This window comes from Micromonospora sp. TSRI0369, from assembly GCF_001905625.1.
In the GTDB taxonomy this organism is placed as follows: domain Bacteria; phylum Actinomycetota; class Actinomycetes; order Mycobacteriales; family Micromonosporaceae; genus Micromonospora; species Micromonospora echinospora_A.
Genome location: NZ_LIVU01000004.1, coordinates 227,575 through 254,091 on the forward strand (window position 1 = coordinate 227,575; position 26,517 = coordinate 254,091).

Below are 26,517 nucleotides of genomic sequence, written 5' to 3' on the forward strand. Positions count from 1 at the left end.
GCGACGACGACGGGGGCCAGCGGCACACGCCGCCGGCCCTCGTCCCGTTTCGGCCGGGCTGTCCGACTCGACGCCCGGTTCGGCCCGCCGCACTCAGTCGGCGGCGAGCAGCGGGCGCAGCGCGGCCACGATCGGCACGTCGGCCGGCAGCCAGTCGACGCTGTCCAGCTCGGCGGCGGAGAGCCAGCGCAGCTCCGCGTGCTCCAGGGCCTTCGGCTGGTCGCCATGGAGCAGCCGGGCGGCGTAGACGCGCAGCACGGACCGGCCATGAGCCATCCGTACGTCGCGGCCGACGCGGGCGCCGACAGCCACCCGTACGCCCAGTTCCTCGGCGCACTCGCGGGCCAGCGCGTCGGTCTCGGCCTCACCCGGCTCGACCTTTCCGCCGGGGAACTCCCACCGGCCCGCCACCTCGGGGGGCGCGGAGCGCTCGCACGCCAGCACCCGGCCGCCCTCGATGATCGCGGCTCCGACGACCACCCTCGGCTCCCGCCGGTCGGCCTGCCCGTTCCCGCTAATCCGTTCGGTCCGCACGGGCCACCAGCGTGCCAGATCAATCGGCGGTTTGGGTAGCCGCGTCGGCCGTCAGGTCAGCAGAACACGGAAGTGTGGGCGTGGACACACCATCTGAGTGGCGAGAGACTAGAGGGCGTCGACTGGGACACGGGATGGCGACGATTTGGCCACAAGCCGGCAACGACGCCTGGGAGGTGCGGTGATGCGCGTGCTGTTCAGCGGCCGTGCGAAGCACGACTACCTCAGCGACGCACTCGCCCTGCTGTCGGGATGGACGCGCGAGGGCGAACAGATCCGCCGCACGATCGTCCTCGACGACACCCAGCACGCCGCGCTCACCGAGCGGGTCGCGGTGGTCGCCGACGCGCTGCGGCTGCGCCCGGAGATCAGCCGCCGGGCCGATCGTACCCAGATCCGGCTGGGCCACGGCGACGGCGAGCCACTCACCGAGGGTGAGGTGCTGCTCGCGGCGCGCATCGAGGACGCGGTCCGCGCGGTCACCGAGACCTGAGCGCTGGCGCGCCCCGCCTACCCTCGGGTACATGTCTGGCCCCACGTACGACCGCAAGGAACAGTTCCAGCAGATCCAGAGCGGGCTGCTGCCCGGTGAGCAGATCATCGCCGTCTACGACGCGGTGGGCACCGGCACCGGCTTCATCGGCCTGACCGACCGGCGGGTGATCATCCAGGACCGCTCCTTCGTCGGCAAGCGCTACGCGATCACCAGCATCCCATACTCGAAGATCACCAGCGTGAGCGTGGTGAGCAACAAGTCCTGGGGCGGCTCGTTCTTCTCCACCGGGTCGATCGCTGTGCACGTCGGCACGCACACCTACGAGGTGGAGTTCCGGGGCGCGGAGAAGAGCCACCACGTGCACAACGTGATCCTGCACCACATCTCCTGACCCGCGCTGGCACAATCGCCGCCATGCGAGGGCTGACGGCGCGGTGGCGGGCCTGGCGGGGCGACCATCGCCGGGCCGTACGCCTGATCCGTCGCCTCCTGGTGCTCGCCACGGCCGCCGTGATGCTGCTGGGCGCCGCCACGATCGCCAGCGTGACCTGGGTCCGCGGCGCCGCCGAGGGCCGCCTGTTCGACGCCGCGGACGTGCCCGAGACGCCGGTGGCACTGGTGCTGGGCACCAAGGTGGAGCCGGACGGCAGCCCGGCGCCGTTCCTCGCCGGCCGGCTGGAGATCGCCCGCCAGTTGTACGCCGCCGGCAAGGTCCAGGTGCTCCTGCTCTCCGGCGACCACATGGACTGGGACTACGACGAGCCGGACGCGATGCGGCGCTGGCTCGTCGACCGGGGCGTCCCGGCGGAGAAGACGGTGCTGGACCACGCCGGCTTCGACACGTACGACTCGTGCGTCCGCGCGCACCGCGTCTTCGGAGTCCGGCGGGCCACAGTGGTCACCCAGTCGTTCCACCTGCCGCGCGCGGTGGCGCTCTGCCGGGACGCCGGCATCGAGGCCGTCGGCGTCGGCGACGACACCGCCCGCCGGTACGCCGACCAGTGGCGGATCAGCTCCACCCGGGAGTACGCCGCCTGCGTCAAGGCCGCCGTGGACGTGCTCAGCGGGCGTGACCCGGTGCACCTCGGCCGCCGGGAGACCGGTGTGGACGACGCGCTACGGGCGTAATCCGGTTGTCCCCCGGCACGGCTCCTGGTCTGCTGGACCCCTCGAAGCCGACCGGAGGGAGCACCGCCATGCCACACGCTGCGAAGCCCAGCCGACCCGTCGTCACCCTTGCCGAAACGAGGCTTCGTGTTTCCGTACCCCATTCCGGCGGAGGTCGCTGACCTCGCGCCGCGTCCTGCCCCTTCCGCCCGACGGGAGGGCGTGTGATGTCCGTCTTCGACGATCCCGGCCTGTTCGGCCGGCTCTGGGCCGACACCTACGACGGCCCCGGCAATCCCGACCCGGCCCCGGCCGTCGACTTCCTCGCGCCGCTGGCCGACGGCGGCCCGGTGCTCGAACTGGCAGTCGGCACCGGCCGGGTGGCCCTGCCGCTGGCCGCCCGCGGTCTGACCGTGGAGGGCGTCGAGGCGTCCCCGGAGATGGTCGCGCACCTGCGCGCCAAGCCGGGCGGCGCGGACCTGCCCGTCACCATCGGCGACATGGCGGACGTCCCGGTCACCGGGCCGTACCGTCTGGTCTTCCTGGTGTTCAACACGCTGTTCAACCTGGTGTCCGAGGAACGCCAGGCGGCCTGCTTCCGCAACGTCGCCCGGGTGCTCGCGCCCGGCGGGGCGTTCGTCATCGAGACCTTCGTGCCCGACCCGGCGGACTTCGACCGGGACGAGCAGATCCAGGTGCGGGAGGTGACCGAGGACTCGGCCACCATCCGCCTGCACCGGTACGACCGGGCGGCGCAGACGTTCGTGCGGCAGACCGTCACGTTCGACGCCTCCGGCGTGCACCTGAAGCCGTTCGCGATGCGCTACGCCTGGCCGGAGCAGGTCGACGAGCTGGCGGAGCGGGCCGGGCTGCAGCTCACCGAGCGGTACGCCGACTGGGACCGGTCGCCGTTCGACGCGGACAGCCGCTCGCACATCTCCGTCTACCGGCGGCGGTAGCGCTCACGTCGAGGGGCCGGGCATCCCGTCCCGGCCCCTCGACGCGCGACTACGCTGACGACCGCCGGGTCCGGACAGGGGGAACCGATGACCGTCACCGTCGCCGCCATGGACGACTCGCACGCCGACGCCGTGCTGGAGATCTACCGCCTGGGCATCGCCGAGGGGAACGCCACGTTCGAGACCGAGCCGCCCGACTGGGCGCGGTTCACCGCCACCCGCCTGCCCGGCCACCGCTGGGTGGCGCTCGACGAGAACGGCGACGTGCTCGGCTGGGTGGCCTGCTCCGCGGTCTCCGACCGCTGCGTCTACGCCGGTGTGGTCGAGCACTCCGTCTACGTGCACCCGCGCGGGCGTGGGCGCGGGGTCGGCCGGGCGCTGCTGGAGGCGTTGATCGCCTCGACCGAGGCGGCCGGGATCTGGACCATCCAGTCCGGCGTGTTCCCGGAGAACGCCGCGAGCCTCGCACTGCACGCGACGTGCGGCTTCCGCGTGGTCGGCACCCGGGAACGGGTCGGCAGGCACCACGGCCTCTGGCGCGACGTGACTCTGCTCGAACGCCGCAGCCCGCGCATCACCTGAGCCGGCTGCCGTCGCTGATCACCGGGACGGCCGGTCAGCCGCCGACCAGGTGCCGGCGTACCAGGGCGTGCGAGCCGTGAGCGGCCGCGCGTACTCGAAGAAGACTTGACGCCCCGGCCCGCGAGCGCCATGGTTAGTTACATGAGTAATGAACCAAAGAACCAGGATGGATGACGGCCGGCCGATCTTCGTCCAGATCGCGGAGATGATCGAAAACTCGATCATCGACGGGACGTACGCGGAGGAGACCCAGGTGCCGTCGACGAACGAGCTTGCGGCGTTCCACCGGATCAACCCGGCGACCGCCGCCAAGGGGATCAACCGCCTGGTCGATGACGGGCTTCTCTACAAGCGCAGGGGGATCGGAATGTTCGTGGCAACGGGCGCCGTCGAAACACTCCGGGAACGCCGCCGGCGCGAGTTCTCCGACCAGTACGTGCGGCCCCTCATCGAGGAGGCACGCAAGTTGGGCATCGGCACCGAGGAGCTGAAGAAGCTCATCGACACAGGGGAGGAACAGCGATGAGCGTCGTGGCGGCAGCCGGACTCACGAAGCGGTTCGGCGAGGTGACCGCTCTCGACGACGTCACCTTCACGTTGACGGGCGACAAGATCTACGGGCTTCTCGGCCGCAACGGCGCCGGCAAGACGACGCTGATGCAGCTGATCACCGGCCAGAACAGCGGCACCAGCGGCGACCTCATGCTCTTCGGTGAGCGGCCGTACGAGAACGAGCGGGTGCTGTCGCGGGTGGTCTTCATCAAGGAGAGTCAGACGTACCCGACCGCGTACCAGGTCCGGCACGTGCTGAGCCTGGCCAAGCGGCTGTTCCCCAACTGGGACGAGGACTTCGCGCAGTCCCTGGTGGACGACTTCGACCTGCCGCGCAAGCGCAAGGTACGCAAACTGTCCCGCGGCATGCTGTCCGCGCTGGGCGTGACGATCGGCTTGGCCGCACGCGCGCCGCTGACCTTCTTCGACGAGCCGTACCTCGGTCTCGACGCGGTCGCCCGGCAACTCTTCTACGACCGGCTGCTCGCCGACTACGCCGAGAATCCGCGCACCGTCGTGCTCTCCACGCACCTCATCGACGAGGTGGCCGACCTGATCGAGCACGTGCTGCTGCTCGACCGCGGCAAGCTGCTGCTCGACGCGCCCAGCGACGAGCTGCGCGGCGAGGTAATGGAGGCGTCCGGCCCGGCCGCTGCGGTGGACGAGTTCGCCGCCGCGCACCAGGCGCTGCATCGTGAGCAACTCGGCGGCGCAGTCCGCGCGTCGCTGCGCGGGTCGTTCGACGACGCCGAACGGACGCGCGCCAAGAAGCTCGGCATCGACCTGGCGCCGGTGTCGCTCCAACAGGCCGTGGTGCGCCTGACGACGGAAAGGACGAACGCGCGATGACTCGTATCCTCGACGTCGCCCGGATGCACACCATCGCCTGGGTCAGCCAGTTGGCCTGGCCATGGGCCATCATGGCCATCTCGCTCGGCGTCAACCTGCTGATCTTCGCCTCGATCGACGAGGCCGCGCCGGGCAAGAACACCACGGGCGGTCTGGCCAGTATCTACATCGTCTGCTCGATCGTCGCCGCCGCCTCGATCAGCCAGGCGTTCCCGTTCGCGCTCGGCATGAGCGTCACCCGGCGCACCTTCTACCTCGCCACGGTGCTCGTCAACGTGGTGCAGGCGGTCGTCTACGGCGTCCTGCTCTACCTGCTCAACCTGATCGAGGGCGCCACCGGCGGCTTCGGGATCCAGCTGCGGTTCTTCCGGATCCCGTACGTCGACGTCGACAACGGGCTGCTGCAGATCGCCGTCTACGCGGTGCCGTTCCTGTTCCTGAACTTCGTCTCCGTCTTCGTCGCCGTCTGGTACGTCCGGTTCGGCATGAACGGCCTGTTCGGGGCCGGCGCGGCCCTGATCCTGGTGACCGGCCTGCTCGTCGCGTTGATCACCTGGCAGGGATGGTTCGGTGACATCTGGCAGTGGCTGAGCAGCCAGCACCAGGTCAGCCTGCTGGTGGGGTGGCCCGCCCTGATCGCCGCGGTGGCCGCTCTCGGGGGGATGGCGGCCATCCGCCGGGCGAACGCCTGACGGCAGGCACGGATGGTCGGCCGACGATCCGCGCGATGCGGGTCGTCGGCCGCCACCCGCAGCTCCCCGGTTCGGTCGCATCGACAGCTGTTGTCGGACCTGCTCGCTAGCATTGCCGCGATCGCCGACGAGAGGGGTGCGCCGTGGACCAGAGCGACCTCACGACGTTCGTGGACCGGGACCTGCAAAGCGCGCGCTTCACCAGGTCGACGCTGGCCGGCGCGGTGATGCGCGGCGTCGACGTGCGCGGGCTCGACATCGACGCGCCGTGGCTCACCGACGGCGCGCTGCTGGTCAACGGTGTCGACGTCGTGCCGCTCGTCGAGGCCGAACTCAACCGGCGGTTCCCCGGGCGCGAGCTGAGGCATGCCGAGGATCCCGACGGCCTGCGCGCGGCGTGGGCAGCGCTCGAACGAGCCTGGGCGGCCGCGGTCGACCGGGTCGTGTCCATGCCCGACGGCGCCGCCGACATCTCGATCGACGGCGAGTGGTCGTTCGCGCAGACCCTGCGCCACCTCGCGTTCGCCACCGACGCCTGGCTCGGCAAGGCGATCCTGCGACTGCCGCAGCCCTTCCATCCGCTCGGGCAGCCACACGCCGAGTACGAGACGGACGGACTCGACATGTCGATCTTCCCCGCGGCGCGTCCGAGTCTCGCCGAGGTGCTCGATCTGCGGGCCGAGCGGCAGGCCATGGTGCGGGAGTTCCTCACGGGCGTCACTCCGGAGCTGCTCGCCGAGCCTCGACCGACAGCGTGGTCACCCGAACACGAGAAGCCGGTCCTGCACTGCCTCCACGTCATCTTCGACGAGGAGTGGGAACACCTCCGCTTCGCAGTGCGCGACCTGGACGCGCAGGAGTAGCGTCCGGTGTCCACGTGGACCGGCCTCGCATCGGAGGCCTCGTCGGACGGCTCTCCCAGGGCGCGCATCGTCACCGGGTTGCTGTGCGACGGCAACGGGATACTCCTGTGCCACCGCTCTCCCCTGCGTCGTGTGCTGCCCGACGTCTGGGACCTGCCCGGCGGGCACGTCGAGCCCGGGGAACCGCCCCGTGTCGCACTTGCTCGTGAGCTCCGAGAGGAAGTGGGCATCGACGTGACGGTGCCGTCGGGTCCGCCCGTGCACGAGGTTCACGCCGACACGTTCTCCATGCGGATCTGGCTGGTCGAAGCGTGGACGGGGTATCCGGCCAACCTCGCGCCGGAGGAACACGAAGCCATCGGCTGGTTCACCGAAGACGCGCTCGGAGCGCTACCGCTGGCTCATGCCGACTACCCCGCCCTGTTCCGCAGGGTCCTTGCCGAACGTCGCGCCTGACCACCAGGGAGAACGGCGGCGATGGTCAGCGACGTCGCAGCCAGTCCGGCGTCGGAGGCGACGAGACCCGCATCGGTCCGCGACGGTTGCGGATGTACGTCGGGTAGTCCGCAACATGACGGCGGCGGCTCAGGTAGTGCGGGTAGTGGTCGAAATGCCACCGGCACTCCTCGATGAACCCGGTGTGGTCGTCGAGTCCGAGGCGGGCACAGGTGCGAGCGAACTCGTCCAGACCGTCCAGCATCTCGGCGCACTGTGCGGGTGTCGCGCCGTCGGCGCCCCACAGCACCCCGGCCGGAAGCTCGTGCACCGCGTGTTCGAGCCACCGGCGATTATGCCGGTAACGGTCCTGGTCAGCGCTCACGCCGCGCCTCGCGCCACAACTCGTGGCCGCGCATCAGCCAGCCGACCCAGAACACCGCGAACATGATCAGGAAGCACGCGAACAGCACCACGGCGAGCACCGCCGCGATCGGCTGGAACCGCCCTGCGTCGCCGTTCCATCCGCTCGCCGCAAGGGTCCCGAGGCCACCACAGACGATCATGGAGATGAGCAGGCCCGGCCGGTCAACCGGGTGGGGCTCACGGGGCAGGCGCACATCGGCTCCTCGGTCGGTGAGACACGAGACGTCCACACACGGCCGCCTCCGACGGCCTGCATCGTCGCAGTGCCGGCCAAGAGATCAAAGACCCGGAATCCGGCGTACGGGCGTCTGACAGGTCGGACGGTCGTCCCGCTCCCAGCGCTCCTGGTCGATTCTGGCTCACGGTGGCAGTGTCCTGCCGTGATGCAACGAGACCTGGTGACCTGGCGGGAGGATCTGCGGAAGGCGGTCGCTTCCGCGGTGCTCGACTTCGAGGACCGCTACGGATACCCGCCTGGCGAGAACGTCGTCAGTGAGCCCACGACGACCTCTGCCGCGCTGATCGCCGCCGCCCGTCCCACCGTCCCCGCTGTCCTTGCCGACCTGTACGCGGTGGTTGACGCCGTCGACCTGGCCGACATCGACAACGGGTTCTTCCTGCACAGCGCCGCCCACGTGGTCCACGTCCACGAGGCACGGGACCTCTGGCGCGTACGCGGCCGCCACGACGCCGATGTCGTCGTGTTCGCCAGCGACGGCGGCGGCACACAGTACGCGCTGGCGACGCCGGACGGGTCACCCGTCTACCGGCTGCCTCCCGACCTCGTCCTCGACGGCATCTACACCTCGGAGGACCCGCGCTTCGACGTGGCTGCCCCGGACCTGGCCATCTTTCTCGACCTCTTGCTCCAGGACGTGAAGAGGTTCGCTGCGTCGAGCACGTGTCGGTAGCCTCGCGCAGTGACTTCTGCTGATCGGGAAGGCTGGTCGTTCGCCACCGCACGGGTGCCGGCCGAGTTCGCCGCTGCGATCCACCCGCTCACACCCGGCGTGCAGCACGCCTGGAACGGCGAGGAAACCCTGTACGGCCTCATCGAGGATCAGATCGAGTTGTACCGGCACCTCTTCGACGGCGAGGACGGCTCGGCCTGCCCGACCTGCCGGCAGCAGGCCGCCGCCGCCCCGACCCGGCCTTGCGCGCAGGAACGCCTGCACGACCGGGTCCTGGCGACCACGGCGGGACCGATGCGCGAGGAACTGCTCGACGCTCTGCGCCGAGGTGCCCGGATCAAGCTATGGATCAACGGCCCCGCCGTCAGCCTGGCCAGGCACTACGCCCGGCTGGACCAGATCGTCGAAGGCGGCCCCGCCATGGTCGCGGCCCTTGGCGTCAACGGATCGATCGGGCTTGCCCGGGTCGAGTACGGACCGTGGCAGTTCATCGTCGTCCTGCCCGACCACGGGCCATCCCGGATCGCTCGCGCAACGGCCGACCGGTAGGCGCCCGCCTCCACCACCGGGCCGTACTCAACGTTGAAGCGGGCTGCTGTCACCAACTCCGCTCGCGCCTGTCAGGTCCTCGGCCCAAAGAAGCACCCGGAGGACTGCGGCTTGAGTCAGCCCCTCTGCCGGATCGACATCGACCAACAGCGTCGGTGCCTTGCGACCCTCGGCCCAGGCATGCGCCTCCGGCGTCAACGCATCGTCGATCCACACCGCAGGTCGTGAGCCGACATAGCTGGCGATGGCAGGCACCTTCTCCCGTGGCTCGAACGGGATCGGAGGAAAGCCGATCACGGGTAGCTGTGGAAGCTGTAGCACCGGCGCGAGAAGTTGGTTCGCCTCGGCACCCCACCCGGTTGCCCAAGCCATCTCGAACCGGTCACCCAGTTCCCGAAGCCAGGCCACGTGGGCGCGGCACAGTCGTACCGGCTCCTCGTCAGGGAAGAAGTCGAACTCCTCGTAGCCAGGTGGACACCGGTCGGCCCCGAACGGGTTCAGAACCCCGTCGACGTCCAGCAGGAGAAGAGGCAGACCGCGCGACATGGCTGCCACGATACGGATCGGGAGCACACGTCGACTCGTCCGTCGGTGTGCCCCAGAGCGAGAGGCCGGCGTACTGACCTGCGGAAACGGACCGGGTTCAGACGTTGAAGCGGAACTCCACCACGTCGCCGTCCTGCATGACGTACTCCTTGCCCTCGATCCGGACCTTGCCGGCGGCCTTGGCCGCAGCCATCGATCCGGCCTCGACCATGTCGGCGTAGGAGACCACCTCGGCCTTGATGAAGCCGCGCTGGAAGTCGCTGTGGATCACCCCGGCGGCCTCCGGCGCGGTCGCGCCGACCGGGACGGTCCAGGCCCGCGCCTCCTTGGGGCCGGCGGTCAAATACGTCTGGAGCCCGAGCGTCCGGAAGCCCACCCGGACGAGCTGGTCCAGGCCCGGCTCGGACTGCCCGATCGACTCCAGCAGCTCGCGGGCCTCGTCCTCGGGCAGGTCCACCAGCTCGGACTCGATCTTGGCGTCCATGAAGACCGCCTCGGCGGGCGCGACCAGGCCGCGCAGCTCGTCGAGGAACTCGGCGTTGCCCAGCTCCGCCTCGTCGACATTGAAGACGTAGATGAACGGCTTGGTGGTGAGCAGGTGCAGCTCACGCAGGTGTTCCAGCTCGACCTTCGCGGCAGCGGCGCCCGCGTACAGGGTCACGCCGTTGTCGAGGACCTCGACCGCCTTCTTGGCTGCCTCGACGGCGGCGGCCCGGTCCTTGCGGAGCTTGGCCTCCTTCTCCAGCCGGGGCAGCGCCTTCTCCAGCGTCTGGATGTCGGCCAGGATCAGCTCGGTGTTGATCGTCTCGATGTCGTCGGCCGGGGAGACCTTGCCGTCGACGTGCACCACGTTCGGGTCGGAGAAGGCGCGCACCACCTGGCAGATCGCCGAGGCGTCGCGGATGTTGGCGAGGAACGCGTTGCCCCGGCCCTGCCCCTTGGACGCGCCGCGGACCAGGCCGGCGATGTCGACGAAGGAGACGGGCGCCGGCAGCACCTTCTGCGAGGAGAAGATCTCGGCCAGCTTGGCCAGCCGCTCGTCGGGCAGCCCGACCACGCCGACGTTCGGCTCGATGGTGGCAAACGGGTAGTTCGCGGCGAGCACGTCGTTCTTGGTCAGCGCGTTGAACAGGGTGCTCTTGCCCACGTTGGGCAGGCCGACGATGCCGATGGTGAGACTCACGACGAACCAGCTTACGCGCCTCGCCGCCACCGCCGGGCAGGCAGGTACGCGAAGCCGGTCACTGCGGCGCGGCGGACAGCAGGCGTGGCTCGATCCGGGTCTCCCGGACGGTGCCGTCCTCGGCGCGAACCAGCTCGTACGCGGCCACGCCCGGCCGGTCGGCCACCGCCTCGGCCAGCCGGGTGCCTCGGTAGATCAGCCCCACGCCGTCGTCGGTGCAGTGGCTGGCGGGCAGCGTGCCGTCGGCGACCAGCCGGTGCATCAGCGGTCGCCGCTGCTCCTCGCTGTCGTAGTGCACGCCGTTGCCGTACGGGAGCCAGCCCAGTCCTTCGGTGAAGGGCCGCAGCGTCGGCCCGTAGCTGTCGGTGGCGCCGCCGGTGTGCCAGCAGATCGACCCGGCGGAGACCCCGCCGAGCACCACGCCTGCCTGCCAGCACTCGTGCAGGATCTCCGGCAGGCCGTGCACCCGCCAGACCGCGCAGAGGTTGGCCACGCTGCCACCGCCGACCCAGATGACGTCCTGCGCGAGCAGGTGGGCGCGGATGTCCTCGACGTTCGGCATCGGATAGAGCGCCAGGTGGGAGGCGCGGAACCGGGTGCCGGCGAAGGCGCCGTAGAAGACGGTGAACCCGGTCGGCTGGTCCCCGGTGGCCTGGCCGAGGTAGCAGACGCGGGGCGCGTCGCCGGCCCCGGCCAGCTCGGCCATCAGGTCGAACAGCGCGCTGGGCCGCGCGTCCCAGGGGCCACGACGACGGCTGGCGAAACCCATGCTGGTGGCGACGATCGTCGGTTCAGTGGCGGGCACGGGCGTCCTTCCGGCCGATGACAGTGACGATCATTGTGCCGGATCAGAGGTGTCGGCCGCGGCGAGCAGCGTACGCAGCAGATCGGCGAGCCGGTCCTGGTCGGCCGGGGGCAGCGCGTCGAGGATCCGCCGCTGCACCACGAGCCCGGCCTCGGCGGACTCCTCGACCACCCGGCGACCGGTGTCGGTGAGTGTGACCCGCAGCGCCCGCCGGTCGGCCGGGTCCGGCGAGCGGCGCACCAGACCGGCCCGTTCGAGGCGGTCGAGCCGCCCGGTCATGCCGCCCGAGGTGAGCATCAGCGAGGCGGCGAGCGCCTTCGGCGCCAGCGTGTACGGCGAGCCGGAGCGCCGTAGCGCGGCGAGCACGTCGAACTCGCCCCGGCCGATGCCCCAGGCCGCGTACACCTTTTCCTGCCGGTCGCCGACCAGGCGCGCCAGCCGGTAGATGCGGCCGAACACGGCCATCGGCTCGGGCCGCATGCCTGGTCGTTCCCGCCGCCACTGCTCGACGATCGCGTCCACCTCGTCGCCTGTCACGGCTGCCGATTGTGCCGCACGTCCCACTTCCCCTTTTCGCTCGGCCCTGATTAGCTTAGCGCTAAGATACTTACGGATGAGAAGAGAGCCCATGAACCGCCGTTGGACAGACGTCGCGCTGACCGCCGCCGCCCCTGTCACATGGGGCACCACCTACCTGGTGACCGCCGAACTCCTGCCACCGGACCGGCCGCTCTGGGCCGGGGCGATCCGAGCCCTCCCGGCCGGCCTGCTGCTGCTCGCGTTGACCCGAAGACGACCACACGGCCTCTGGTGGGGGCGGGCCGCCCTGCTCGGCGCCCTCAACATCGGGGTGTTCTTCCCGCTGCTGTTCCTCGCCGCGTACCGGCTGCCCGGCGGCACCGCCGCCGTGCTCGGCGCCGCGCAGCCACTGCTCGTCGCGGTGCTCACGGTGGCCCTGCTCCGCGACCGTCCCACCCGGCCGGCGCTGGTCGCCGCCGTGGCCGCCCCGCTCGGCGTCGCCCTCGTGGTGCTGCGCCCCGGCGCCGGCCTCGACCCGCTCGGCGTCGCCGCCGGGCTCGCCGGAGCCGTGGCGATGGCCGCCGGGCTGGTGCTCACCCGCCGCTGGGGCCGGCCGCCCGGCGTGGGCGTCCTGGCCGCGACGAGCTGGCAGCTCGTCGCCGGTGGCCTGATGATCGTGCCGGTCGCCGCCGCCGTCGAGGGCGCGCCGCCCGTGCCCGACGGGCCGGCAGTCCTCGGGTACGCGTGGCTCGGGCTGGCCGGCACCGCGCTGGCGTACGTGCTGTGGTTCCGTGGCGCGACGCGGCTGCCGGTGGCCCAGGTGTCGGTGCTCGGCGCGTTGAGCCCGCTCACCGCGGCGACGCTCGGCTGGGCGGTGCTCGGCGAGGCGCTGGATCCGGTCCAGCTCGCCGGGTTCGCGGTGGCAGTGGCGGCGATGGTGCTGGCCCAGCTGCCGGACCGACCGTCGCGCCCACTGCCGACCCGCGACGCGGACCGCCCGACGGCGGCGCTGGCCGGCGTTCGGGCAGGCGGTGGGAGGGCCACCTGGTGGCGGCGCCGTCAGCCGGCTCGCAGCCGGCGCCAGTCGTCCGGCCACGCCTCGGCGGCGACGCCCTCGGGCAGCACACCGGCCGGCAGTTGCGCCGCGGCCGCCAGCGGCAGCGTGAACCGGTGCCCGGCGGCGGGACCGGCCTCGTACGACCGGTCGAGCAGCCACCGCACCTCGTCGGCGGTCCAGCCCAGGCCGGAGCGGGCGGCGATCTCCCGGACCAGCCGCAGGCCGACGCGCGTGTCGTCGTCGTAGAAGCGCATGCACCAGTGGTGCGCCCACATGCCGAGCGCGCGCAGCCCGTCCGGGTCGAGCGAGCCGGCCAGCCGGCCGCAGGCGGTGTCGGGGAAGGGGCGACCGGCGTCACCGGCCCGGTCGCGCTCGATCGCGCCGTACGCGGCCGGCGCCACCATCCTCATCCGCTCGTAGAAGCCCTGCACCACCGCGGCGTCCAACGGTGCCCGCCCCGATCGCATCAGCGGACACCCCGCCCGGCCACGCTCGCCATGCCCCGCACCTTTTCTTGAGTTGGTGGCGGGACCGTACCGACCACTTACGACACTTTCTCGGGTCCGCCGATCATGATCCACGCCATCTCGCCGAGGTGGCGGTGTCCCGGGGGCGGGGATACCGCCAGCTCCCCGAGCTGACGCGACTGCCACACGTCATGTCCGAATCCCGCCAGCCACGCCGGCGGGCCGGGGGGCAGGATCGGGGGCATGGAGCTGGACTTTGAACGGTGTTACCGGGCCGTCGACAGCCGCGACCCGCGGTTCGACGGCTGGTTCTACACCGGCGTGACGTCGACCGGGATCTACTGCCGGCCGTCCTGTCCGGCGATGACACCCAAGCGGCAGAATGTCCGCTTCTTCCCGTCGGCCGCCGCCGCGCAGGGGGCCGGGCTGCGGGCGTGCCGCCGGTGCCGGCCGGACGCGGCGCCGGGCTCCCCGCAGTGGGACGTCCGGGCCGACCTGGTCGGCCGCGCCATGCGGCTGATCGCCGACGGCGTGGTCGACCGCGACGGGGTGCCCGGGCTGGCCGGCCGGCTGGGCTACACCGAGCGGCACCTGCACCGGATGCTCCAGGCCGAGCTGGGCGCCGGCCCGCTGGCGCTGGCCCGGGCACAGCGCGCGCAGACCGCCCGGATCCTGATCGAGACCACCGGCCTCGGCCTGGCCGAGGTGGCCTTCGCCGCCGGGTTCGGCAGCGTCCGGCAGTTCAACGAGACGGTCCGTGAGGTCTACGGCGGCACCCCGTCCGAGCTGCGCGCCGGGCGACGCGGTCCGGCCTCGGCCACCGGCGCGGGCACGCTCTCGCTGCGGCTGGCATACCGGCCACCGCTGCACGCGGGCGCGCTGCTGGACTTCCTCGCGCTGCGCGCGCTGCCCGGCGTCGAGGTGGTCCGCGACGGCACCTACCACCGGGGGCTGCGCCTGCCGCACGGTCCCGGCACGGTGGCGCTGACCCCGTCCGACGGCCACATCGACGCCACGTTGCGGCTGGCCGACATGCGTGACCTGGCTCCCGCGGTGGCCCGCTGCCGCCGCCTGCTCGACCTGGACGCCGACCCGGTCGCGGTGGACGCCACCCTGGCCGCCGACCCGGCGCTGGCCCCGGCGGTCGTCGCCGAGCCGGGCGTCCGGCTTCCGCACGCGGTCGACGGCTTCGAGCTGGCCGTCCGCGCCGTCGTGACCCAGCAGGTCTCGCTGACCTCGGCGCGGACCACGCTCACCCGCCTGCTCTCCGCCGTCCGGTCGGCGAGCGGTTCGGGCACCGACGACCCGGCCGACGGCCTGGTGGCGTTCCCGGGTCCCGCCGACGTGCTCGCGGCGCCGGACCCGGCGTTCCGGATGCCGGCCGCCCGCCGGGAGACGATCCGGGCGCTGGCCCGCGCCGTCGCCGACGGGACGCTGGACCTGGAACCCGGAGGCGACCGGGAGGAGACGGTCCGGCTCCTGGCCGCGGTGCCCGGCGTCGGCCCGTGGACCACCGGCTACCTGGCCATGCGCGCACTCGGCGACCCCGATGTCGCCCTCACCACCGACCTGGGCGTACGCCGCGGCGCAACCGCGCTCGGCCTGCCCGACACCCCCAAGACCCTGCTCGCGTACGCCGATCGATGGCGCCCCTGGCGGTCCTACGCGACGATCCGACTCTGGAGAGCAGCATGAGCACTGTGGACAGCACCGTCATCGACACACCGGTCGGCCCGTTGAGCGTGCTCGCCGGCCCCGACGGCGCGGTACGCGCGGCCGGCTTCACGCCCGACCCGGCGGCCCTGGCGCCGTTGACCCACCCGAGCCTGCGTGGTGACCTGCGGGAGCGGGCCGACCTCGGTCCGGTCACCGCCGCCGTCCGGGCCTACCTGGACGGAGACCTCGCCGCGATCGACGCGATCCCGGTGGAGCAGCACAGCGGCGGGCTCTTCCTGACGCACGCCTGGCAGGTGCTGCGCGACGTCAAGCCCGGCGACCCGGTCACCTACACCGGGTTCGCCGCACTGGCCGGACGCCCCGCCGCGGTCCGCGCCGCCGCGGCGGCCTGCGCGCGCAACGCCGCAGCGCTCTTCGTGCCCTGTCACCGGGTGCTGCGCACCGACGGCACGCTCGGCGGCTACCGCTGGGGCCTGCACGTGAAGAAGTGGCTTCTCGGGCATGAGGGACGGGTGACGGCTAGCTGACAGCGGAAACGTCACCCCCGGCGGCTACCGTCGGGTAGTGCCCGCGCCCAGCGACGGCAACCCCGCGGCGCAAAACGACGCCCGGTCCCAGCCGCTGCGCAACCTCTGGCGGTTGCGGCCCTACCTGCGCCCGTACGCGAGGGAGTTCGCCTGGCTGCTGGTGGCGGCGCTGGCGGCCACCGCGGCGAGCCTGGCCGTTCCGCTCGTGGTGCAGCGGGTGGTCGACGGGCCGGTGGCCCGGCACGACGAGGCCGGGCTGCTGCGGCTCGGCGGCCTCGCGCTGCTGCTCGGGCTGGCCGAGGCGGTCCTCATCTTCATCCGCCGGTGGACCCAGTCGTCGTCCTCGGTCGGCATGGAGGCGGCCATCCGCGCCGACATCTACGCCCACCTGCAACGCCTCCCGGCCGGCTTCCACGACCGCTGGCAGTCCGGCCAACTGCTGTCCCGGATCACCAGCGACCTCTCGGTGATCCGGCGGTTCCTCTCCTTCGGGCTGCTGTTCCTGGTGCTCAACCTGATCACCTACGCCGCCGTGGTGGTGCTGCTGATCCGGCTGCACCCCTGGCTGGGGTCGCTTGTCGCGGCCAGCGCCGTACCGCTGTTCCTGATCAGCCGCCGCTTCGCCCGGCACTACCACGCGGCGTCGCGCCGGATGCAGGACCAGCAGGGCGACGTGGCCACGCTCGTCGAGGAGACCGCGCAGGGGCTGCGCACCATGCGGGCGTACGGGCGGGGGCCGGAACTGGCGGCCCGGTTCACCGTCGGCGCGCGCCGACTGCACGACACCGGCATCGGCAAGGCGCGGCTGCTGGCCCGCACCTCGGCGCTGTTCGACCTGGTGCCCAACCTGACCCTCGGCGCGGTCCTGGTGACCGGCGCGGCGGCGGTCGCCGAGAGCGCGCTGTCCATCGGGGAGCTTGTCGCGTTCGTCAGCCTTCAGCTCATGCTGATCTGGCCGGTGCAGTCGCTCGGCTGGATCATCGCCAACGGTCAGGAGGCCGCCACCGCCGCCGACCGGATCCAGGAGGTGCTCGACACCCGGCCGACGATCGTGGACGCGCCGCACGCCCGGTCGCTGAATCGCACCGACGTACGCGGCCGGCTCCGCTTCGAGGGGGTCACCTTCCGCTACCCGGGCACCTCGGCGCCGGTGCTGCACGACCTGGACCTGACAGTCGAGCCGGGGGAGACGATGGCGCTCGTCGGCGTCACCGGCTGCGGCAAGAGCACGCTGCTGTCGCTCGTCCCCCGGCTGCACGAGGTGACCGGCGGCCGGATCACCGTCGACGGGCGCGACCTGCGTGACCTGCGGCTCGGCTCGCTGCGCCGGCTGGTCGGGGTGGCGTTCGAGGAGCCGACCCTGTTCTCCATGTCGGTCTGGGAGAACCTGACGCTGGGGCGGCCGGACGCGGGCGAGGAGGAGGTCCGGGCGGCGCTGGCGCTGGCGCAGGCGGACTTCGCGTACGAGCTGCCCTGGGGGCTGGCCACCCGGGTCGGCGAACAGGGGCTGTCGCTGTCCGGCGGGCAGCGGCAGCGCCTCGCGCTGGCCCGCGCGGTGCTCGGGCGGCCCGCCCTGCTGGTGCTCGACGATCCGCTCTCCGCGCTCGACGTGCACACCGAGGCGCTCGTGGAGGCGGCGCTGCGCCGGGTGCTGCGGGAGAGCCGCACCACGGCGCTGCTGGTGGCGCACCGCCCGTCCACTGTGGCGCTGGCGGACCGGGTGGCGTTGCTGGACGGCGGCCGGATCGTCGCCGTCGGCACCCACTCGGAGCTGCTGGCCCGGGTACCGGCGTACCGGGCGGTGCTCTCCGCCGAGCCGGAGCGCCGTTCCGACGGCGTCGGTCTGGTGCGCTCGTGACCGGCGGCGCGCCGCGGGTGCCCCGGCCCCGCGACGCGCCGCGCGACACCGGCGCGCGTACCGCCGGGCACCGGAAGTCGCACGGCGCAACCGGCGCACGCGACGACGACGCGAACCGCACCGGCGGACGCGAGGACCTGTCCCGCTGGCGGGGCCGGGCCACCGACCCGGACGCCGACCGCAGCCGCGCCGAGGACTCCTCCCCGGCGGCGGTAGCCCGGCTCCGCGCCCGCAGCCGGCTGCTGCTGCGGCAACTGCTGCGCCCGCACCGGCGCGCGCTGGGGCTGGCGGTGGCGCTGCTGCTGGCCCAGAACGCCGCCGCGATGTCCGGGCCGTACCTGGTCATGCTCGGCATCGACCGGGGCATCGGGCCGTTGCGGTCAGGCGATCCCGGCCCGCTGATCGCGGTCGCCGCCGCGTTCGTCGTCGCGACCGGCGTCGAGTACGCGGCCCGGCGCGCGTTCCTCACCCTCGCCGCCCGGATCGGCCAGGCCGTCCTGCTGGACCTGCGACGACGGGTGTACGGGCATTTCCTCCGCCTCGACGTCGGTTTCCACGAGCGCTACACCTCCGGCCGGATGGTGTCCCGGTTGACGAGCGACCTGGAGTCGATCGCCGAGCTGGTCGACGGGGGCATCGACAAGCTGGTGATGGCGGGGCTGTCGGTGCTGTCCGTGGCGGGCATCCTGCTCTGGCTTGACCTGCCGCTGGCGGCGGTGACGCTGCTCGCCTTCCCGTTCCTGTTCGTGCTGTCGCGCTGGTTCGCCCGCGCGTCAGCGGGCGCGTACCGGCGCACCCGGGAGGCGGTGGCGCTGGTCATCGTGCACTTCGTCGAGTCGCTGCGCGGGATCCGGGCGGTGCAGGCGTACCGCCGGGAGCCCCGCAACGAGCGCATCTTCGCCGCCGTGAACGACGACTACCGGCGCTCCAGCCTGCGCGCGTTCCGGCTGATCGCGATCTACTCGCCGGGTATCCGGCTGATCGGCAACCTGACGACGGCGGTGGTGCTCGGGTACGGCGGGTGGCGGGTGCTGGGCGGCGGCGTGGAGGTGGGCGTGCTCGCCGCGTTCCTGCTCTACCTGCGCCGGTTCTTCGAGCCGATGGAGGAGCTGAGCCAGTTCTACAACGCGCTCCAGTCGGCGACCGCGGCGCTGGAGAAGCTGGCCGGGGTGCTGGACGAGCGTCCGGCGGTGGCCGAGCCGGCGGATCCGGTGCCGCTGCCGACCGGGCCGCCGCGCGGGGCGGTGGCGTTCCGCGCCGTCGACTTCGGCTACCGACGGCAGACGCCGATCCTGTCCGGCCTGGACCTGACCGTGCCGCCCGGGCAGACAGTGGCGCTGATCGGGCCGACCGGCGCCGGGAAGTCCACGGTCGCGAAGCTGCTGGCCCGTTTCCACGACCCGGACGCGGGCGCTGTCGACCTGGACGGGGTGGACCTGCGCGACCTGGCCGACGCCGAGCTGCGCCGGGCGGTGGTGCTGGTGACCCAGGAGACCCACCTGTTCAGCGGGTCCGTGGCCGACAACATCCGGTTCGGGCGGCCGGACGCCGACGACGAGGCGGTGGTCGCGGCCGCGCGGGCGATCGGCGCGCACGACTTCATCGCCGCGCTGCCCGACGGGTACGCCACGGACGTGCACCGGCGCGGCGGCCGGCTCTCCGCGGGGCAGCGGCAGCTCGTCGCGTTCGCCCGGGCGTTCCTCGCCGACCCCCGGGTGCTGATCCTGGACGAGGCGACATCGTCGCTGGACGTGCCGACCGAGCGGCTGGTGCAGCGGGCCCTGCACAACGTGTTGCGCGACCGCACCGCCCTGGTGATCGCCCATCGTCTCTCCACTGTGGAGACTGCTGACCGGGTGCTGGTGCTCGACGGCGGCCGGATCGTGGAGGACGGCCCACCGGCCGAGCTGATCGCCGCCGACGGCCGCTACGCCGCCCTGCACCGCCAGTGGCGCGACTCCCTCCTCTGACCCTCCCTCCGACCCCCGTCGATCTTGCACTTACGGCCAAAGTCGTGGAGCGGCACGGCCGGGCTGCCTACCATCGGACGATGACCGACACGACGATCAGCGCCCGCGGCGGCGTCCCCGAGCGTCCGAGCCTGGACGGCCTCGAGGAGACCTGGGCCCGCCGCTGGCAGTCCGACGGGACGTACGCGTTCGACCGCACGAAGGAGCGGTCGGACGTATACGCGATCGACACTCCCCCGCCGACCGTGTCGGGCGAGCTGCACATGGGGCACGTCTTCTCGTACACCCACACCGACACCGTGGCCCGGTTCCAGCGGATGCGCGGGCGCACCGTCTTCTACCCGATGGGCTGGGACGACAACGGGCTGCCCACCGAACGCCGGGTGCAGAACGTGTACGGCGTGCGCCCCGATCCGGCGCTGCCGTACGACAGGGACTGGCGGCCGCCGGCCGCGCCGGTGGACGACGCGGCCCGGAAGAACCCGACGGCGATCTCCCGGCGCAACTTCATCGAGCTGTGCGAACTGCTCACGGTGGAGGACGAGAAGGCGTTCGAGGCCCTGTGGCGGCGGCTCGGGCTGTCCGTGGACTGGTCGCTGACGTACACCACGATCGGGTCGGCGGCCCGCGCGGCCAGCCAGCGCGCGTTCCTGCGCAACCTGGCGCGGGGCGAGGCGTACCAGGCCGAGGCGCCGACGCTGTGGGACGTCGGGTTCGGCACCGCTGTGGCGCAGGCGGAGCTGGAGGACCGGGAGCGGCCGGGCGCGTACCACCGGCTGCGGTTCACCGGGCCGGACGGCCGCGAGGTGCTGATCGACACCACCCGGCCGGAGCTGCTGCCGGCCTGCGTGGCGCTGGTCTGCCACCCCGACGACGAGCGGTACGCGGACCTGGTCGGCGCGGCTGCGCGTACCCCGGTGTTCGGGGTCGAGGTGCCGGTGCGCGCGCACCCGCTGGCGGACCCGGCCAAGGGCACGGGCATCGCGATGGTCTGCACGTTCGGTGACCTGACCGACGTGACCTGGTGGCGTGAGCTGCGGCTGGACACCCGGGTGGTGATCGGCCGGGACGGGCGGCTGCTGCCGGAGCCGCCGGCCGGCGTGCCGGCGGAGCCCTACGCGGCGCTGGCCGGGCAGACGGTGAACGGCGCCCGGCGGACGCTGGTGGAGCTGCTGGCCGACGCGGGTGACCTGGTGGGCGAGCCGCGCCCGATCACCCACCCGGTGAAGTTCTACGAGCGCGGCGACCGGCCGCTGGAGATCGTCTCGACCCGGCAGTGGTACCTGCGCAACGGTGGCCGGGACGCCGGCCTGCGTGCGGAGCTGCTGGCCCGGGGGCGGGAGCTGCGCTGGGTGCCGGAGCACATGCGGCACCGGTACGAGCACTGGGTGGGTGGCCTCACCGGTGACTGGCTGGTCAGCCGGCAGCGGTTCTTCGGCGTGCCGGTGCCGGTGTGGTACCGGCTCGACGACACTGGCGAGCCGGACTGGTCCCACCCTCTCACACCGGACGAGGCGACGCTCCCGATCGACCCGAGCAGCGAGCCGCCGCTCGGATACGAGGAGTCGCAGCGCGGCGTGCCCGGCGGTTTCACAGGTGACCCGGACGTGCTGGACACCTGGGCCACCTCGTCGCTGACCCCGCAGATCGTCGGCGGCTGGGAGAGCGACCCGGACCTGTTCGCCCGGGTCTTCCCGATGGACCTGCGCCCGCAGGGGCACGACATCATCCGGACCTGGCTGTTCGCCACTGTGGCCCGCGCCCACCTGGAGCACGGCACGCTGCCCTGGCACACGGCTGTGCTCTCCGGCTGGATCCTCGACCCGGACCGCAAGAAGATGTCGAAGTCCAAGGGCAACGTGGTCACGCCGATGGCGCTGCTGGAGCAGAACGGGTCCGACGCGGTCCGCTACTGGGCCGCCAACGGCAAGCCGGGCACGGACCTCGCCTTCGACCCGGCCCAGGTCAAGGTGGGCCGCCGGCTGGCCACCAAGCTGCTCAACGCGTCGCGGTTCGCGCTCGGGCTGGGCGCCGCCGACGCGCTGCGGGCCGCGGCGACGCAACCGCTGGACACCGCGATGCTCGCCGAACTGTCCGGCGTGGTCGCGACCGCGACCACCGCCTTCGACGGGTACGACCACACGGCTGCCCTGATGGCCACGGAGGCGTTCTTCTGGCGGTTCTGCGACGACTACATCGAGTTGGTGAAGGAGCGCGCCTACGGCACCGGCCCGGCGGCGGACTCGGCCCGGGCGGCGCTGGCGACCGCGCTGTCGGTGCAGTTGCGCCTGTTCGCGCCGGTGCTGCCGTTCGTCACCGAGGAGGTCTGGTCGTGGTGGCGGTACGGCTCGGTGCACCGCGCGCCGTGGCCGACCACGTACGAGGTCGGCCGCGCGATGGAGGCGCCCGGTGATCCGGAGCTGCTGCGCCTGGCCGCGGACGCGCTGGGTCAGGTGCGCCGCGCCAAGTCGGAACGGAAGCTGTCCATGAAGGCGGACGTGCCGCTGGCCGAGGCGCTCGGACCGGCGGCGGTGCTCGACCAGCTCGGCACTGTCGCCGACGACCTGCGGGCGGCGGGCCGGATCGCGAAGCTGGACCTGCTGCCCGACCGCACCACCGAACTGGTCATCGCCTGCGCGTTCTGAGCGCCGCCGGCGATGTAAGGAAGGGCCCCTTCTTAACGCCTGGCGTTGTAGAAGGGGCCCTTGTTAACACCCGAAGGGCCGGCCGGGCCGGCCCTTCGGGGTACGTGGCTCAGTCGGCCGCGCAGGCCGCCTTGAGCTTGTCCCGGGCGGCGGTGAGATCCGCCCTGCTCGGCGCCTTGCCCGGCGCCTTGGCCCAGGCGTCGGCGAGGTCGGCCATCTCGGTCGCGACGCCCTTCACCGCGCTGTTGACCTCGTCGCTGTTGGTGAAGGCGTGCGTGTAGAGCGTCGCCGCTCCGGCCGAGTACTGCGCGCTGACCGCGGAGTGGCCGGCCGGCGGGCCGATCTTCTCCGCCTCGGCCACCTCCTTCAGGGCGGCGGTGATGTCCTTCTCCGCCGTCGCACAGGTCGTCCTGGTGGCGGCGTCGAGGCCCACCGGAGCCGGGGTCACCGGCGGCACGGACGTGGCGGCCGGCGCGGAGGGTGCCGCCGACCCGGCCGAGGGCGTGTCGTCGCCGTCGCCGCAGCCGGACATGACGATCATCGCCACCGCGGCCGGAGCGAGCAGGGCGAGTCGAGCTGAACGCAAGGTGTTCTCCCCGTGTCGGTGTCGTAGCCGCCGCAAACTAGCAGAGCGGACACGGCAGGGCGGAACCCGTTTTCCGTCGCGAACGTCGGAAAACGGGTTCCGCCCTCAGATCAGCTCGTCTCGCCGGCCACGCTGAACGAGCGAAGCCGGTCGATCGCCAGCACGGTGAAGCCGACCGCCACCAGCGCGGTGAGCACCGCCGCGACCGGCACCGAGACACTGGTGCCGAGCAGCGGCGTCGGCGCCATCCTGTCGGCCAGGGCGATCACCCACTGCTGGATCGACAGCACCCGGGTGCCGCCGACGAACCGGCCGAGCAGGCCCTCCCAGATCAGCACGTAGACCAGGCCGAGCAGCACCGGCCGCCGGGTCACCAGGCTCAGCGCCAGGAACAACGCCGAGTACGCCAGCGCGCCCGCCGCCGAGGCGACGACAAGCGCGAGTCCGAGGCGTACCGAGTCGGCCAGCACGCCCGCGACGTAGATCGGGACGCCCACCGTGACGGCGCTGACGCCGGCCGCCACCGCCAGCTTCGGCAGCACGATCTGCCAGCGCGGCAGCGGCTTGGTGAGGATGTGCACCACGGTGCCGTCGTCGATCTCCGCGCCCAGCACGCCGGTGCCCACGATCAGGGCGACCACCGGCAGCACCACTGCCAGGCCGAGGCCGACGAGCACCGGCGGCCCCCACTGGCCCGGGTCCACGCCGAGCGACCGGCAGAGCACCGCCAGGCCGATCAGGATCAGCGGCAACGGCAGCAGCATGAGGAACCGGCTCCGGCCGAACAGGCCGCGCGCGGTGATCCAGGTGACTGTCGACATCATGCCTCCACCAGATACGAGAAGACGCTCTCCAGCGACTCGTCCTCCGGCAGCAACTGCCGGACCCGGATGCCGTGCCGGAGCGCGATCCGGGGCAGGGCCCGGGTGAACGCGCCGTAGTCGCCGGCCTTGACAGTCAGGCCGGTGCGGCCCAGCTCGACGCCGGAGACCGACGCCTCGGCCATCAGCGCCACCGCCAGGGCGCGGTCGTCGGTGGAGCGGACCGCGAAGACGTGCGGCCGGTTGGTCATCAGGCGGCGGATGGTCCGGTAGTCGCCGGAGGCGGCGAGCCGGCCGGCCACCATCACCTGGACGGTGCCGGAGACCTGCTCGACCTCCTCCAGGATGTGCGAGCTGAACAGGATGGTCCGTCCCGCGTCGCCGAGCCGGTGCAGCAGCGCCATCATGTGCAGCCGCTGGCGCGGGTCCATCCCGTTGAACGGCTCGTCGAGCAGCAGCACCTGCGGGTCGTGCACCAGCGCGGCGGCGACCCGGGTGCGCTGCCGCATGCCCTTGGAGTAGGTGCCGATCCGACGGGTCTGCGCGTCCTCCATCTCGACCAGCTCGATCGCCTGCCGGGTGGCCGCCTCCGGGTCGGGCAGCCGGTGCAGCTTCGCGCTGGCGAGCACGAACTCGTACGCGCTGAGGAACGTGTGCACCGCCTCGCGCTCGCTGACCAGGCCGAGACGCCGGTAGACGGCGGGGTTGCGCCAGGTCGGCTCCCCGTCCAGCGTCACGGTGCCGCGCGACGGCGACAGGAAACCCGCCATCATGTGCAGCAGCGTCGTCTTCCCGGCGCCGTTGGGGCCGAGGAGACCTGTCACGCCGGGGCCGAGCCGCATGGTGACGTCGTTCACCGCCACCACGTTGCCGTACCAGCGGGAGACGCCCGCCAGGTCGAGCGTGCTCGTCGCGGTGGCGGGCGCGCCGGCCGTCGACTGGGTGCTGATCGCCGTCATCGGGCGGCCACCTTCCGGTATCGCAGGAGCAGCAGGCTGACGCAGCCGGCGACCAGCAGCACGGCGACCGCGGCGTAGACCGGCCCGAAGTCGCCGATCGGCATGCCGCCGCGTCCCTGGGTCAGCCGGTCGCCGAGCGCCCAGTTGCCCACGCCCCCGACGAGCGTCGGCGGAGAGGCCACGAAGGCCAGCTCGTTGATCGTCCGCGAGGGCAGGATGGACAGCACACCCACGACCGGCGTGGTCATCAGGAAGACCGCCACGATGCCGCCGGCGGCGAACGCGCGCTTGCCGGTGAGCGAGGCGACCAGCAGGGCGATCGAGCCGAACACCACCGCCCACAGCCCGGCGTAGAGCAGCCCGGGCAGTAGGTCGAGCAGCTCGTCCCACACCCCGCGTACGCCCCGGTTCGTGGTGAACGCGGCGCCGAGGAACATCACCAGCTGCGGACCGCCGAGCAGCAGCCAGAGCGCTGTCACGAGCGCCAGCAGCTTGGACAGGGCGTAGTCGCCGCGCGGCAGCGGGCGGGAGAAGTACAGCGGCAGCACGCCGCTGCGCAGGTCGCGGGAGACCAGCTCGGGCGCGGCCACCGCGGCGAAGAAGATGACGAGCCAGCTCATCGCGTCGGCGAACTGGGCGTACGTCATCACCACCTCGCCGATCTGGCTGCGCACCGCGGTGACCCCGGCGGCCACGACGGTGACCACGGCGACCACCAGCCAGGGGAAGATCTTCGCCTTGGCGCTGCGGCCGAAACCGAAGACGGTACGCACACCGTGCGCGTAGAGCGCGCCGAAGACCTGCCGGCGGCCGAGCCGCGGACCGGTGTAGCGCTGGTAGCCGATGTCGTGGATGACCCCGGTTGCTTCAGACATGGCTGGGCTCCCTCGTGGCGAAGAGCTCGGCCACCCGGTGCCGCCGCTGGTCCAGCCGGTGCAGCGGCAGGTCCAGCTCGGCGACCGCGCCGAGGATCTGGTCGTAGGTGGCGTCGTCGGCGAGCGGGACGAGCAGCAGCAGCCCGTCCCGGGTCACCGGCAGGTCGAGCGCGGCGAGCCGGGCGGCCAGCTCGTCGGTGCCCTCGCTCACCTCGACGGCGAGCACGTCGGTGGCGGTGGTCATGGCCGACACCCGGTCCGCGCGCAGCAGCCGGCCGCCGTCGATGGCGACGAGCGTGTCGCAGATCCGCTCCACCTCGCCGAGCAGGTGCGAGCAGACCACCACCGAGATGCCGAACTCGGTGCCGATCCGGTGGATCAGCGCGAGCATGGCGTCCCGGCCGGCCGGGTCGAGGCCGTTGGTCGGCTCGTCGAGCAGCAGCAGATCGGGATCGTGTACGAGCGCCTGGGCGAGCTTGACCCGCTGCTTCATGCCGGTGGAATAGCCACCGACGGCCCGGTGCCGCTCCTCGTGCAGGCCGACGTGGCGCAGCGCCTCGGAGGCGCGTTCCCGGGCGACGGTGCGCGGCAGCCCGCTGATCCGCCCCAGGTGGGTGACCAACTCGGCGGCGGACAGGTCGGGCGGGAGGGCGTCGTGCTCGGGCATGTAGCCGACCCGGGCGCGGACCGCGGCCGGATCGGTGGTCGGGTCGAGGCCGAGCACCTGTACCCGGCCGCTGGTCGGCGGGAGCAGACCCAGCAGGATCTTGATCAGAGTGGACTTGCCGGCGCCGTTCGCGCCCACCAGCCCGATGATCCCCGGCTCGACCGACACGGTGAGGTCGGCCAACGCGGTGACCCGGCCTCCGTACGTCTTGGTCAGCGACTCGGTCGCGAGCAGTGTCACGCCGTTCAGCGTAGGACTCCGGCGTCGCGTCGGAGCCCGTCCTGACCCGGGCGATCCCCTGATCCCTCGGCTCCGGGCCCCCTAGGTGACCCCCGGGACGGGGTAGCGGCGGCGTGAGGAAGCTGCCACCGTGTGTGGGCGAAACGGACCGGGCGCCCCG

Annotated in this window: 30 protein-coding genes and 1 pseudogene; 18 read left to right on the plus strand and 13 right to left on the minus strand. The window is 72.5% G+C overall.

Translation table 11 applies throughout. The features are described 5' to 3' along the window. Window positions 1-93 precede the first annotated feature (93 nt). Complete coding sequence (locus tag AMK25_RS13965) at window positions 94-534, minus strand: (deoxy)nucleoside triphosphate pyrophosphohydrolase (RefSeq protein ID WP_073828814.1); 441 nt, start codon at window positions 532-534, stop codon at window positions 94-96. Window positions 535-718: 184 nt separating this feature from the next. On the opposite strand from AMK25_RS13965, the gene AMK25_RS13970 reads away from it, so the two are divergent. From AMK25_RS13970 to AMK25_RS14015, 10 genes are all read left to right on the plus strand, one after another. Beyond that, the gene (locus tag AMK25_RS13970) at window positions 719-1,027 is read left to right on the plus strand and encodes a 4a-hydroxytetrahydrobiopterin dehydratase (protein WP_073828815.1); all 309 of its coding nucleotides are present in this window, start codon (window positions 719-721) and stop codon (window positions 1,025-1,027) included. Window positions 1,028-1,058: 31 nt separating this feature from the next. Next, on the plus strand, window positions 1,059-1,421 hold the full coding sequence (locus AMK25_RS13975; protein WP_018784695.1) for a PH domain-containing protein: 363 nt from the start codon (window positions 1,059-1,061) through the stop codon (window positions 1,419-1,421). A 23-nt stretch (window positions 1,422-1,444) separates the two neighbouring features. Then, entirely contained in the window at window positions 1,445-2,158 is a 714-nt protein-coding gene (locus tag AMK25_RS13980; protein ID WP_073828816.1) for a SanA/YdcF family protein, read from the plus strand. Between the two features lie 206 nt (window positions 2,159-2,364). Next, entirely contained in the window at window positions 2,365-3,096 is a 732-nt protein-coding gene (locus AMK25_RS13985) for a class I SAM-dependent methyltransferase (RefSeq protein WP_073828817.1), read from the plus strand. 87 nt (window positions 3,097-3,183) lie between these two features. Further along, on the plus strand, window positions 3,184-3,678 hold the full coding sequence (locus tag AMK25_RS13990) for a GNAT family N-acetyltransferase (RefSeq protein ID WP_073828818.1): 495 nt from the start codon (window positions 3,184-3,186) through the stop codon (window positions 3,676-3,678). Between the two features lie 166 nt (window positions 3,679-3,844). Beyond that, entirely contained in the window at window positions 3,845-4,204 is a 360-nt protein-coding gene (locus tag AMK25_RS13995; RefSeq protein ID WP_043328406.1) for a GntR family transcriptional regulator, read from the plus strand. Further along, on the plus strand, window positions 4,201-5,079 hold the full coding sequence (locus AMK25_RS14000) for an ATP-binding cassette domain-containing protein (RefSeq protein ID WP_073828819.1): 879 nt from the start codon (window positions 4,201-4,203) through the stop codon (window positions 5,077-5,079). The genes AMK25_RS13995 and AMK25_RS14000 overlap by 4 nt, the downstream gene beginning before the upstream one ends. Beyond that, the gene (locus AMK25_RS14005; protein ID WP_073828820.1) at window positions 5,076-5,771 is read left to right on the plus strand and encodes an ABC transporter permease; all 696 of its coding nucleotides are present in this window, start codon (window positions 5,076-5,078) and stop codon (window positions 5,769-5,771) included. The genes AMK25_RS14000 and AMK25_RS14005 overlap by 4 nt, the downstream gene beginning before the upstream one ends. A 143-nt stretch (window positions 5,772-5,914) precedes the next feature. After that, window positions 5,915-6,634 (plus strand): DinB family protein, encoded by a 720-nt coding sequence (locus AMK25_RS14010; protein WP_073828821.1) that lies wholly within the window; start codon window positions 5,915-5,917, stop codon window positions 6,632-6,634. A gap of 6 nt (window positions 6,635-6,640) precedes the next feature. Beyond that, on the plus strand, window positions 6,641-7,090 hold the full coding sequence (locus tag AMK25_RS14015) for an NUDIX domain-containing protein (RefSeq protein WP_083664724.1): 450 nt from the start codon (window positions 6,641-6,643) through the stop codon (window positions 7,088-7,090). Between the two features lie 25 nt (window positions 7,091-7,115). Here the strand turns inward: AMK25_RS14015 and AMK25_RS14020 are convergent, their stop codons facing one another. After that, window positions 7,116-7,454, minus strand: a complete 339-nt coding sequence (locus tag AMK25_RS14020) for a hypothetical protein (RefSeq protein WP_143194735.1) — start codon at window positions 7,452-7,454, stop codon at window positions 7,116-7,118. Continuing rightward, window positions 7,444-7,689, minus strand: a complete 246-nt coding sequence (locus tag AMK25_RS14025) for a hypothetical protein (RefSeq protein ID WP_073828823.1) — start codon at window positions 7,687-7,689, stop codon at window positions 7,444-7,446. The genes AMK25_RS14020 and AMK25_RS14025 overlap by 11 nt, the downstream gene beginning before the upstream one ends. Before the next feature lie 204 nt (window positions 7,690-7,893). Here AMK25_RS14025 and AMK25_RS14030 point away from each other — a divergent pair, with 204 nt between their 5' ends. Then, on the plus strand, window positions 7,894-8,406 hold the full coding sequence (locus tag AMK25_RS14030) for a hypothetical protein (RefSeq protein ID WP_143194736.1): 513 nt from the start codon (window positions 7,894-7,896) through the stop codon (window positions 8,404-8,406). A gap of 54 nt (window positions 8,407-8,460) precedes the next feature. Next, window positions 8,461-8,955 carry a hypothetical protein gene (locus tag AMK25_RS14035; RefSeq protein ID WP_073828825.1) on the plus strand — a complete coding sequence of 165 codons (495 nt, stop codon included), beginning with the start codon at window positions 8,461-8,463 and terminating at the stop codon, window positions 8,953-8,955. A gap of 27 nt (window positions 8,956-8,982) precedes the next feature. On the opposite strand, the gene AMK25_RS14040 is transcribed toward AMK25_RS14035, so the two are convergent. The 4 genes from AMK25_RS14040 to AMK25_RS14055 all read right to left on the minus strand — a co-directional run bounded on the left by AMK25_RS14040 (window position 8,983) and on the right by AMK25_RS14055 (window position 12,026). Beyond that, window positions 8,983-9,501 (minus strand): HAD domain-containing protein, encoded by a 519-nt coding sequence (locus AMK25_RS14040; protein ID WP_073829334.1) that lies wholly within the window; start codon window positions 9,499-9,501, stop codon window positions 8,983-8,985. A 97-nt stretch (window positions 9,502-9,598) separates the two neighbouring features. After that, window positions 9,599-10,684, minus strand: coding sequence for a redox-regulated ATPase YchF (gene ychF / locus AMK25_RS14045; RefSeq protein ID WP_073828826.1), 1,086 nt, complete (start codon window positions 10,682-10,684; stop codon window positions 9,599-9,601). A gap of 58 nt (window positions 10,685-10,742) precedes the next feature. Next, on the minus strand, window positions 10,743-11,489 hold the full coding sequence (locus AMK25_RS14050) for a peptidase E (RefSeq protein WP_073828827.1): 747 nt from the start codon (window positions 11,487-11,489) through the stop codon (window positions 10,743-10,745). A gap of 30 nt (window positions 11,490-11,519) precedes the next feature. Continuing rightward, window positions 11,520-12,026, minus strand: a complete 507-nt coding sequence (locus AMK25_RS14055; RefSeq protein ID WP_073828828.1) for a MarR family winged helix-turn-helix transcriptional regulator — start codon at window positions 12,024-12,026, stop codon at window positions 11,520-11,522. A gap of 91 nt (window positions 12,027-12,117) precedes the next feature. Here AMK25_RS14055 and AMK25_RS32715 point away from each other — a divergent pair. After that, window positions 12,118-12,891 (plus strand): annotated as a pseudogene (locus AMK25_RS32715) (EamA family transporter); the annotation flags it as partial. Between the two features lie 176 nt (window positions 12,892-13,067). Here the strand turns inward: AMK25_RS32715 and AMK25_RS32720 are convergent. Next, window positions 13,068-13,532, minus strand: a complete 465-nt coding sequence (locus AMK25_RS32720) for a hypothetical protein (RefSeq protein ID WP_241826359.1) — start codon at window positions 13,530-13,532, stop codon at window positions 13,068-13,070. A gap of 243 nt (window positions 13,533-13,775) precedes the next feature. Here AMK25_RS32720 and AMK25_RS14065 point away from each other — a divergent pair, with 243 nt between their 5' ends. The 5 genes from AMK25_RS14065 (at window position 13,776) to valS (ending at window position 22,209) form a co-directional block, all read left to right on the plus strand. After that, a complete protein-coding gene (locus AMK25_RS14065) occupies window positions 13,776-15,227 on the plus strand; it encodes an AlkA N-terminal domain-containing protein (protein WP_073828830.1) in 1,452 nt (483 codons plus the stop codon). Then, the gene (locus tag AMK25_RS14070) at window positions 15,224-15,736 is read left to right on the plus strand and encodes a methylated-DNA--[protein]-cysteine S-methyltransferase (RefSeq protein WP_073828831.1); all 513 of its coding nucleotides are present in this window, start codon (window positions 15,224-15,226) and stop codon (window positions 15,734-15,736) included. Before AMK25_RS14065 ends, AMK25_RS14070 begins: the two co-directional genes overlap by 4 nt. A 37-nt stretch (window positions 15,737-15,773) precedes the next feature. After that, window positions 15,774-17,594: an ABC transporter ATP-binding protein gene (locus tag AMK25_RS14075; RefSeq protein ID WP_073828832.1), complete on the plus strand. Its 1,821-nt coding sequence runs from the start codon at window positions 15,774-15,776 to the stop codon at window positions 17,592-17,594. 137 nt (window positions 17,595-17,731) lie between these two features. Further along, window positions 17,732-19,564 carry an ABC transporter ATP-binding protein gene (locus tag AMK25_RS14080; RefSeq protein ID WP_241826381.1) on the plus strand — a complete coding sequence of 611 codons (1,833 nt, stop codon included), beginning with the start codon at window positions 17,732-17,734 and terminating at the stop codon, window positions 19,562-19,564. An 80-nt stretch (window positions 19,565-19,644) separates the two neighbouring features. Further along, a complete protein-coding gene (gene valS / locus AMK25_RS14085; RefSeq protein ID WP_073828834.1) occupies window positions 19,645-22,209 on the plus strand; it encodes a valine--tRNA ligase in 2,565 nt (854 codons plus the stop codon). A gap of 109 nt (window positions 22,210-22,318) precedes the next feature. Here the strand turns inward: valS and AMK25_RS14090 are convergent, their stop codons facing one another. The 5 genes from AMK25_RS14090 to AMK25_RS14110 form a co-directional block, all read right to left on the minus strand. After that, window positions 22,319-22,756, minus strand: coding sequence for a hypothetical protein (locus AMK25_RS14090; protein WP_198937543.1), 438 nt, complete (start codon window positions 22,754-22,756; stop codon window positions 22,319-22,321). A 149-nt stretch (window positions 22,757-22,905) separates the two neighbouring features. After that, window positions 22,906-23,616, minus strand: a complete 711-nt coding sequence (locus tag AMK25_RS14095) for an ABC transporter permease (RefSeq protein ID WP_073828835.1) — start codon at window positions 23,614-23,616, stop codon at window positions 22,906-22,908. Continuing rightward, entirely contained in the window at window positions 23,616-24,575 is a 960-nt protein-coding gene (locus AMK25_RS14100; RefSeq protein WP_073828836.1) for an ABC transporter ATP-binding protein, read from the minus strand. Before AMK25_RS14100 ends, AMK25_RS14095 begins: the two co-directional genes overlap by 1 nt. Beyond that, on the minus strand, window positions 24,572-25,450 hold the full coding sequence (locus AMK25_RS14105; RefSeq protein ID WP_073828837.1) for an ABC transporter permease: 879 nt from the start codon (window positions 25,448-25,450) through the stop codon (window positions 24,572-24,574). The genes AMK25_RS14100 and AMK25_RS14105 overlap by 4 nt, the downstream gene beginning before the upstream one ends. Beyond that, on the minus strand, window positions 25,443-26,357 hold the full coding sequence (locus AMK25_RS14110; protein ID WP_073828838.1) for an ABC transporter ATP-binding protein: 915 nt from the start codon (window positions 26,355-26,357) through the stop codon (window positions 25,443-25,445). Before AMK25_RS14110 ends, AMK25_RS14105 begins: the two co-directional genes overlap by 8 nt. Between the last annotated feature and the right edge of the window lie 160 nt (window positions 26,358-26,517).

Coding starts and splice junctions, on each gene's coding strand:
- AMK25_RS13970 (WP_073828815.1), top strand. CDS start 719: ATGCGCGTGCTGTTCAGCGGCCGTGCGAAGCACGACTACCTCAGCGAC.
- AMK25_RS13975 (WP_018784695.1), top strand. CDS start 1,059: ATGTCTGGCCCCACGTACGACCGCAAGGAACAGTTCCAGCAGATCCAG.
- AMK25_RS13980 (WP_073828816.1), top strand. CDS start 1,445: ATGCGAGGGCTGACGGCGCGGTGGCGGGCCTGGCGGGGCGACCATCGC.
- AMK25_RS13985 (WP_073828817.1), top strand. CDS start 2,365: ATGTCCGTCTTCGACGATCCCGGCCTGTTCGGCCGGCTCTGGGCCGAC.
- AMK25_RS13990 (WP_073828818.1), top strand. CDS start 3,184: ATGACCGTCACCGTCGCCGCCATGGACGACTCGCACGCCGACGCCGTG.
- AMK25_RS13995 (WP_043328406.1), top strand. CDS start 3,845: ATGGATGACGGCCGGCCGATCTTCGTCCAGATCGCGGAGATGATCGAA.
- AMK25_RS14000 (WP_073828819.1), top strand. CDS start 4,201: ATGAGCGTCGTGGCGGCAGCCGGACTCACGAAGCGGTTCGGCGAGGTG.
- AMK25_RS14005 (WP_073828820.1), top strand. CDS start 5,076: ATGACTCGTATCCTCGACGTCGCCCGGATGCACACCATCGCCTGGGTC.
- AMK25_RS14040 (WP_073829334.1), bottom strand. CDS start 9,501: ATGTCGCGCGGTCTGCCTCTTCTCCTGCTGGACGTCGACGGGGTTCTG.
- AMK25_RS32720 (WP_241826359.1), bottom strand. CDS start 13,532: ATGCGATCGGGGCGGGCACCGTTGGACGCCGCGGTGGTGCAGGGCTTC.
- AMK25_RS14065 (WP_073828830.1), top strand. CDS start 13,776: ATGGAGCTGGACTTTGAACGGTGTTACCGGGCCGTCGACAGCCGCGAC.
- AMK25_RS14070 (WP_073828831.1), top strand. CDS start 15,224: ATGAGCACTGTGGACAGCACCGTCATCGACACACCGGTCGGCCCGTTG.
- valS (WP_073828834.1), top strand. CDS start 19,645: ATGACCGACACGACGATCAGCGCCCGCGGCGGCGTCCCCGAGCGTCCG.
- AMK25_RS14095 (WP_073828835.1), bottom strand. CDS start 23,616: ATGTCGACAGTCACCTGGATCACCGCGCGCGGCCTGTTCGGCCGGAGC.
- AMK25_RS14100 (WP_073828836.1), bottom strand. CDS start 24,575: ATGACGGCGATCAGCACCCAGTCGACGGCCGGCGCGCCCGCCACCGCG.
- AMK25_RS14105 (WP_073828837.1), bottom strand. CDS start 25,450: ATGTCTGAAGCAACCGGGGTCATCCACGACATCGGCTACCAGCGCTAC.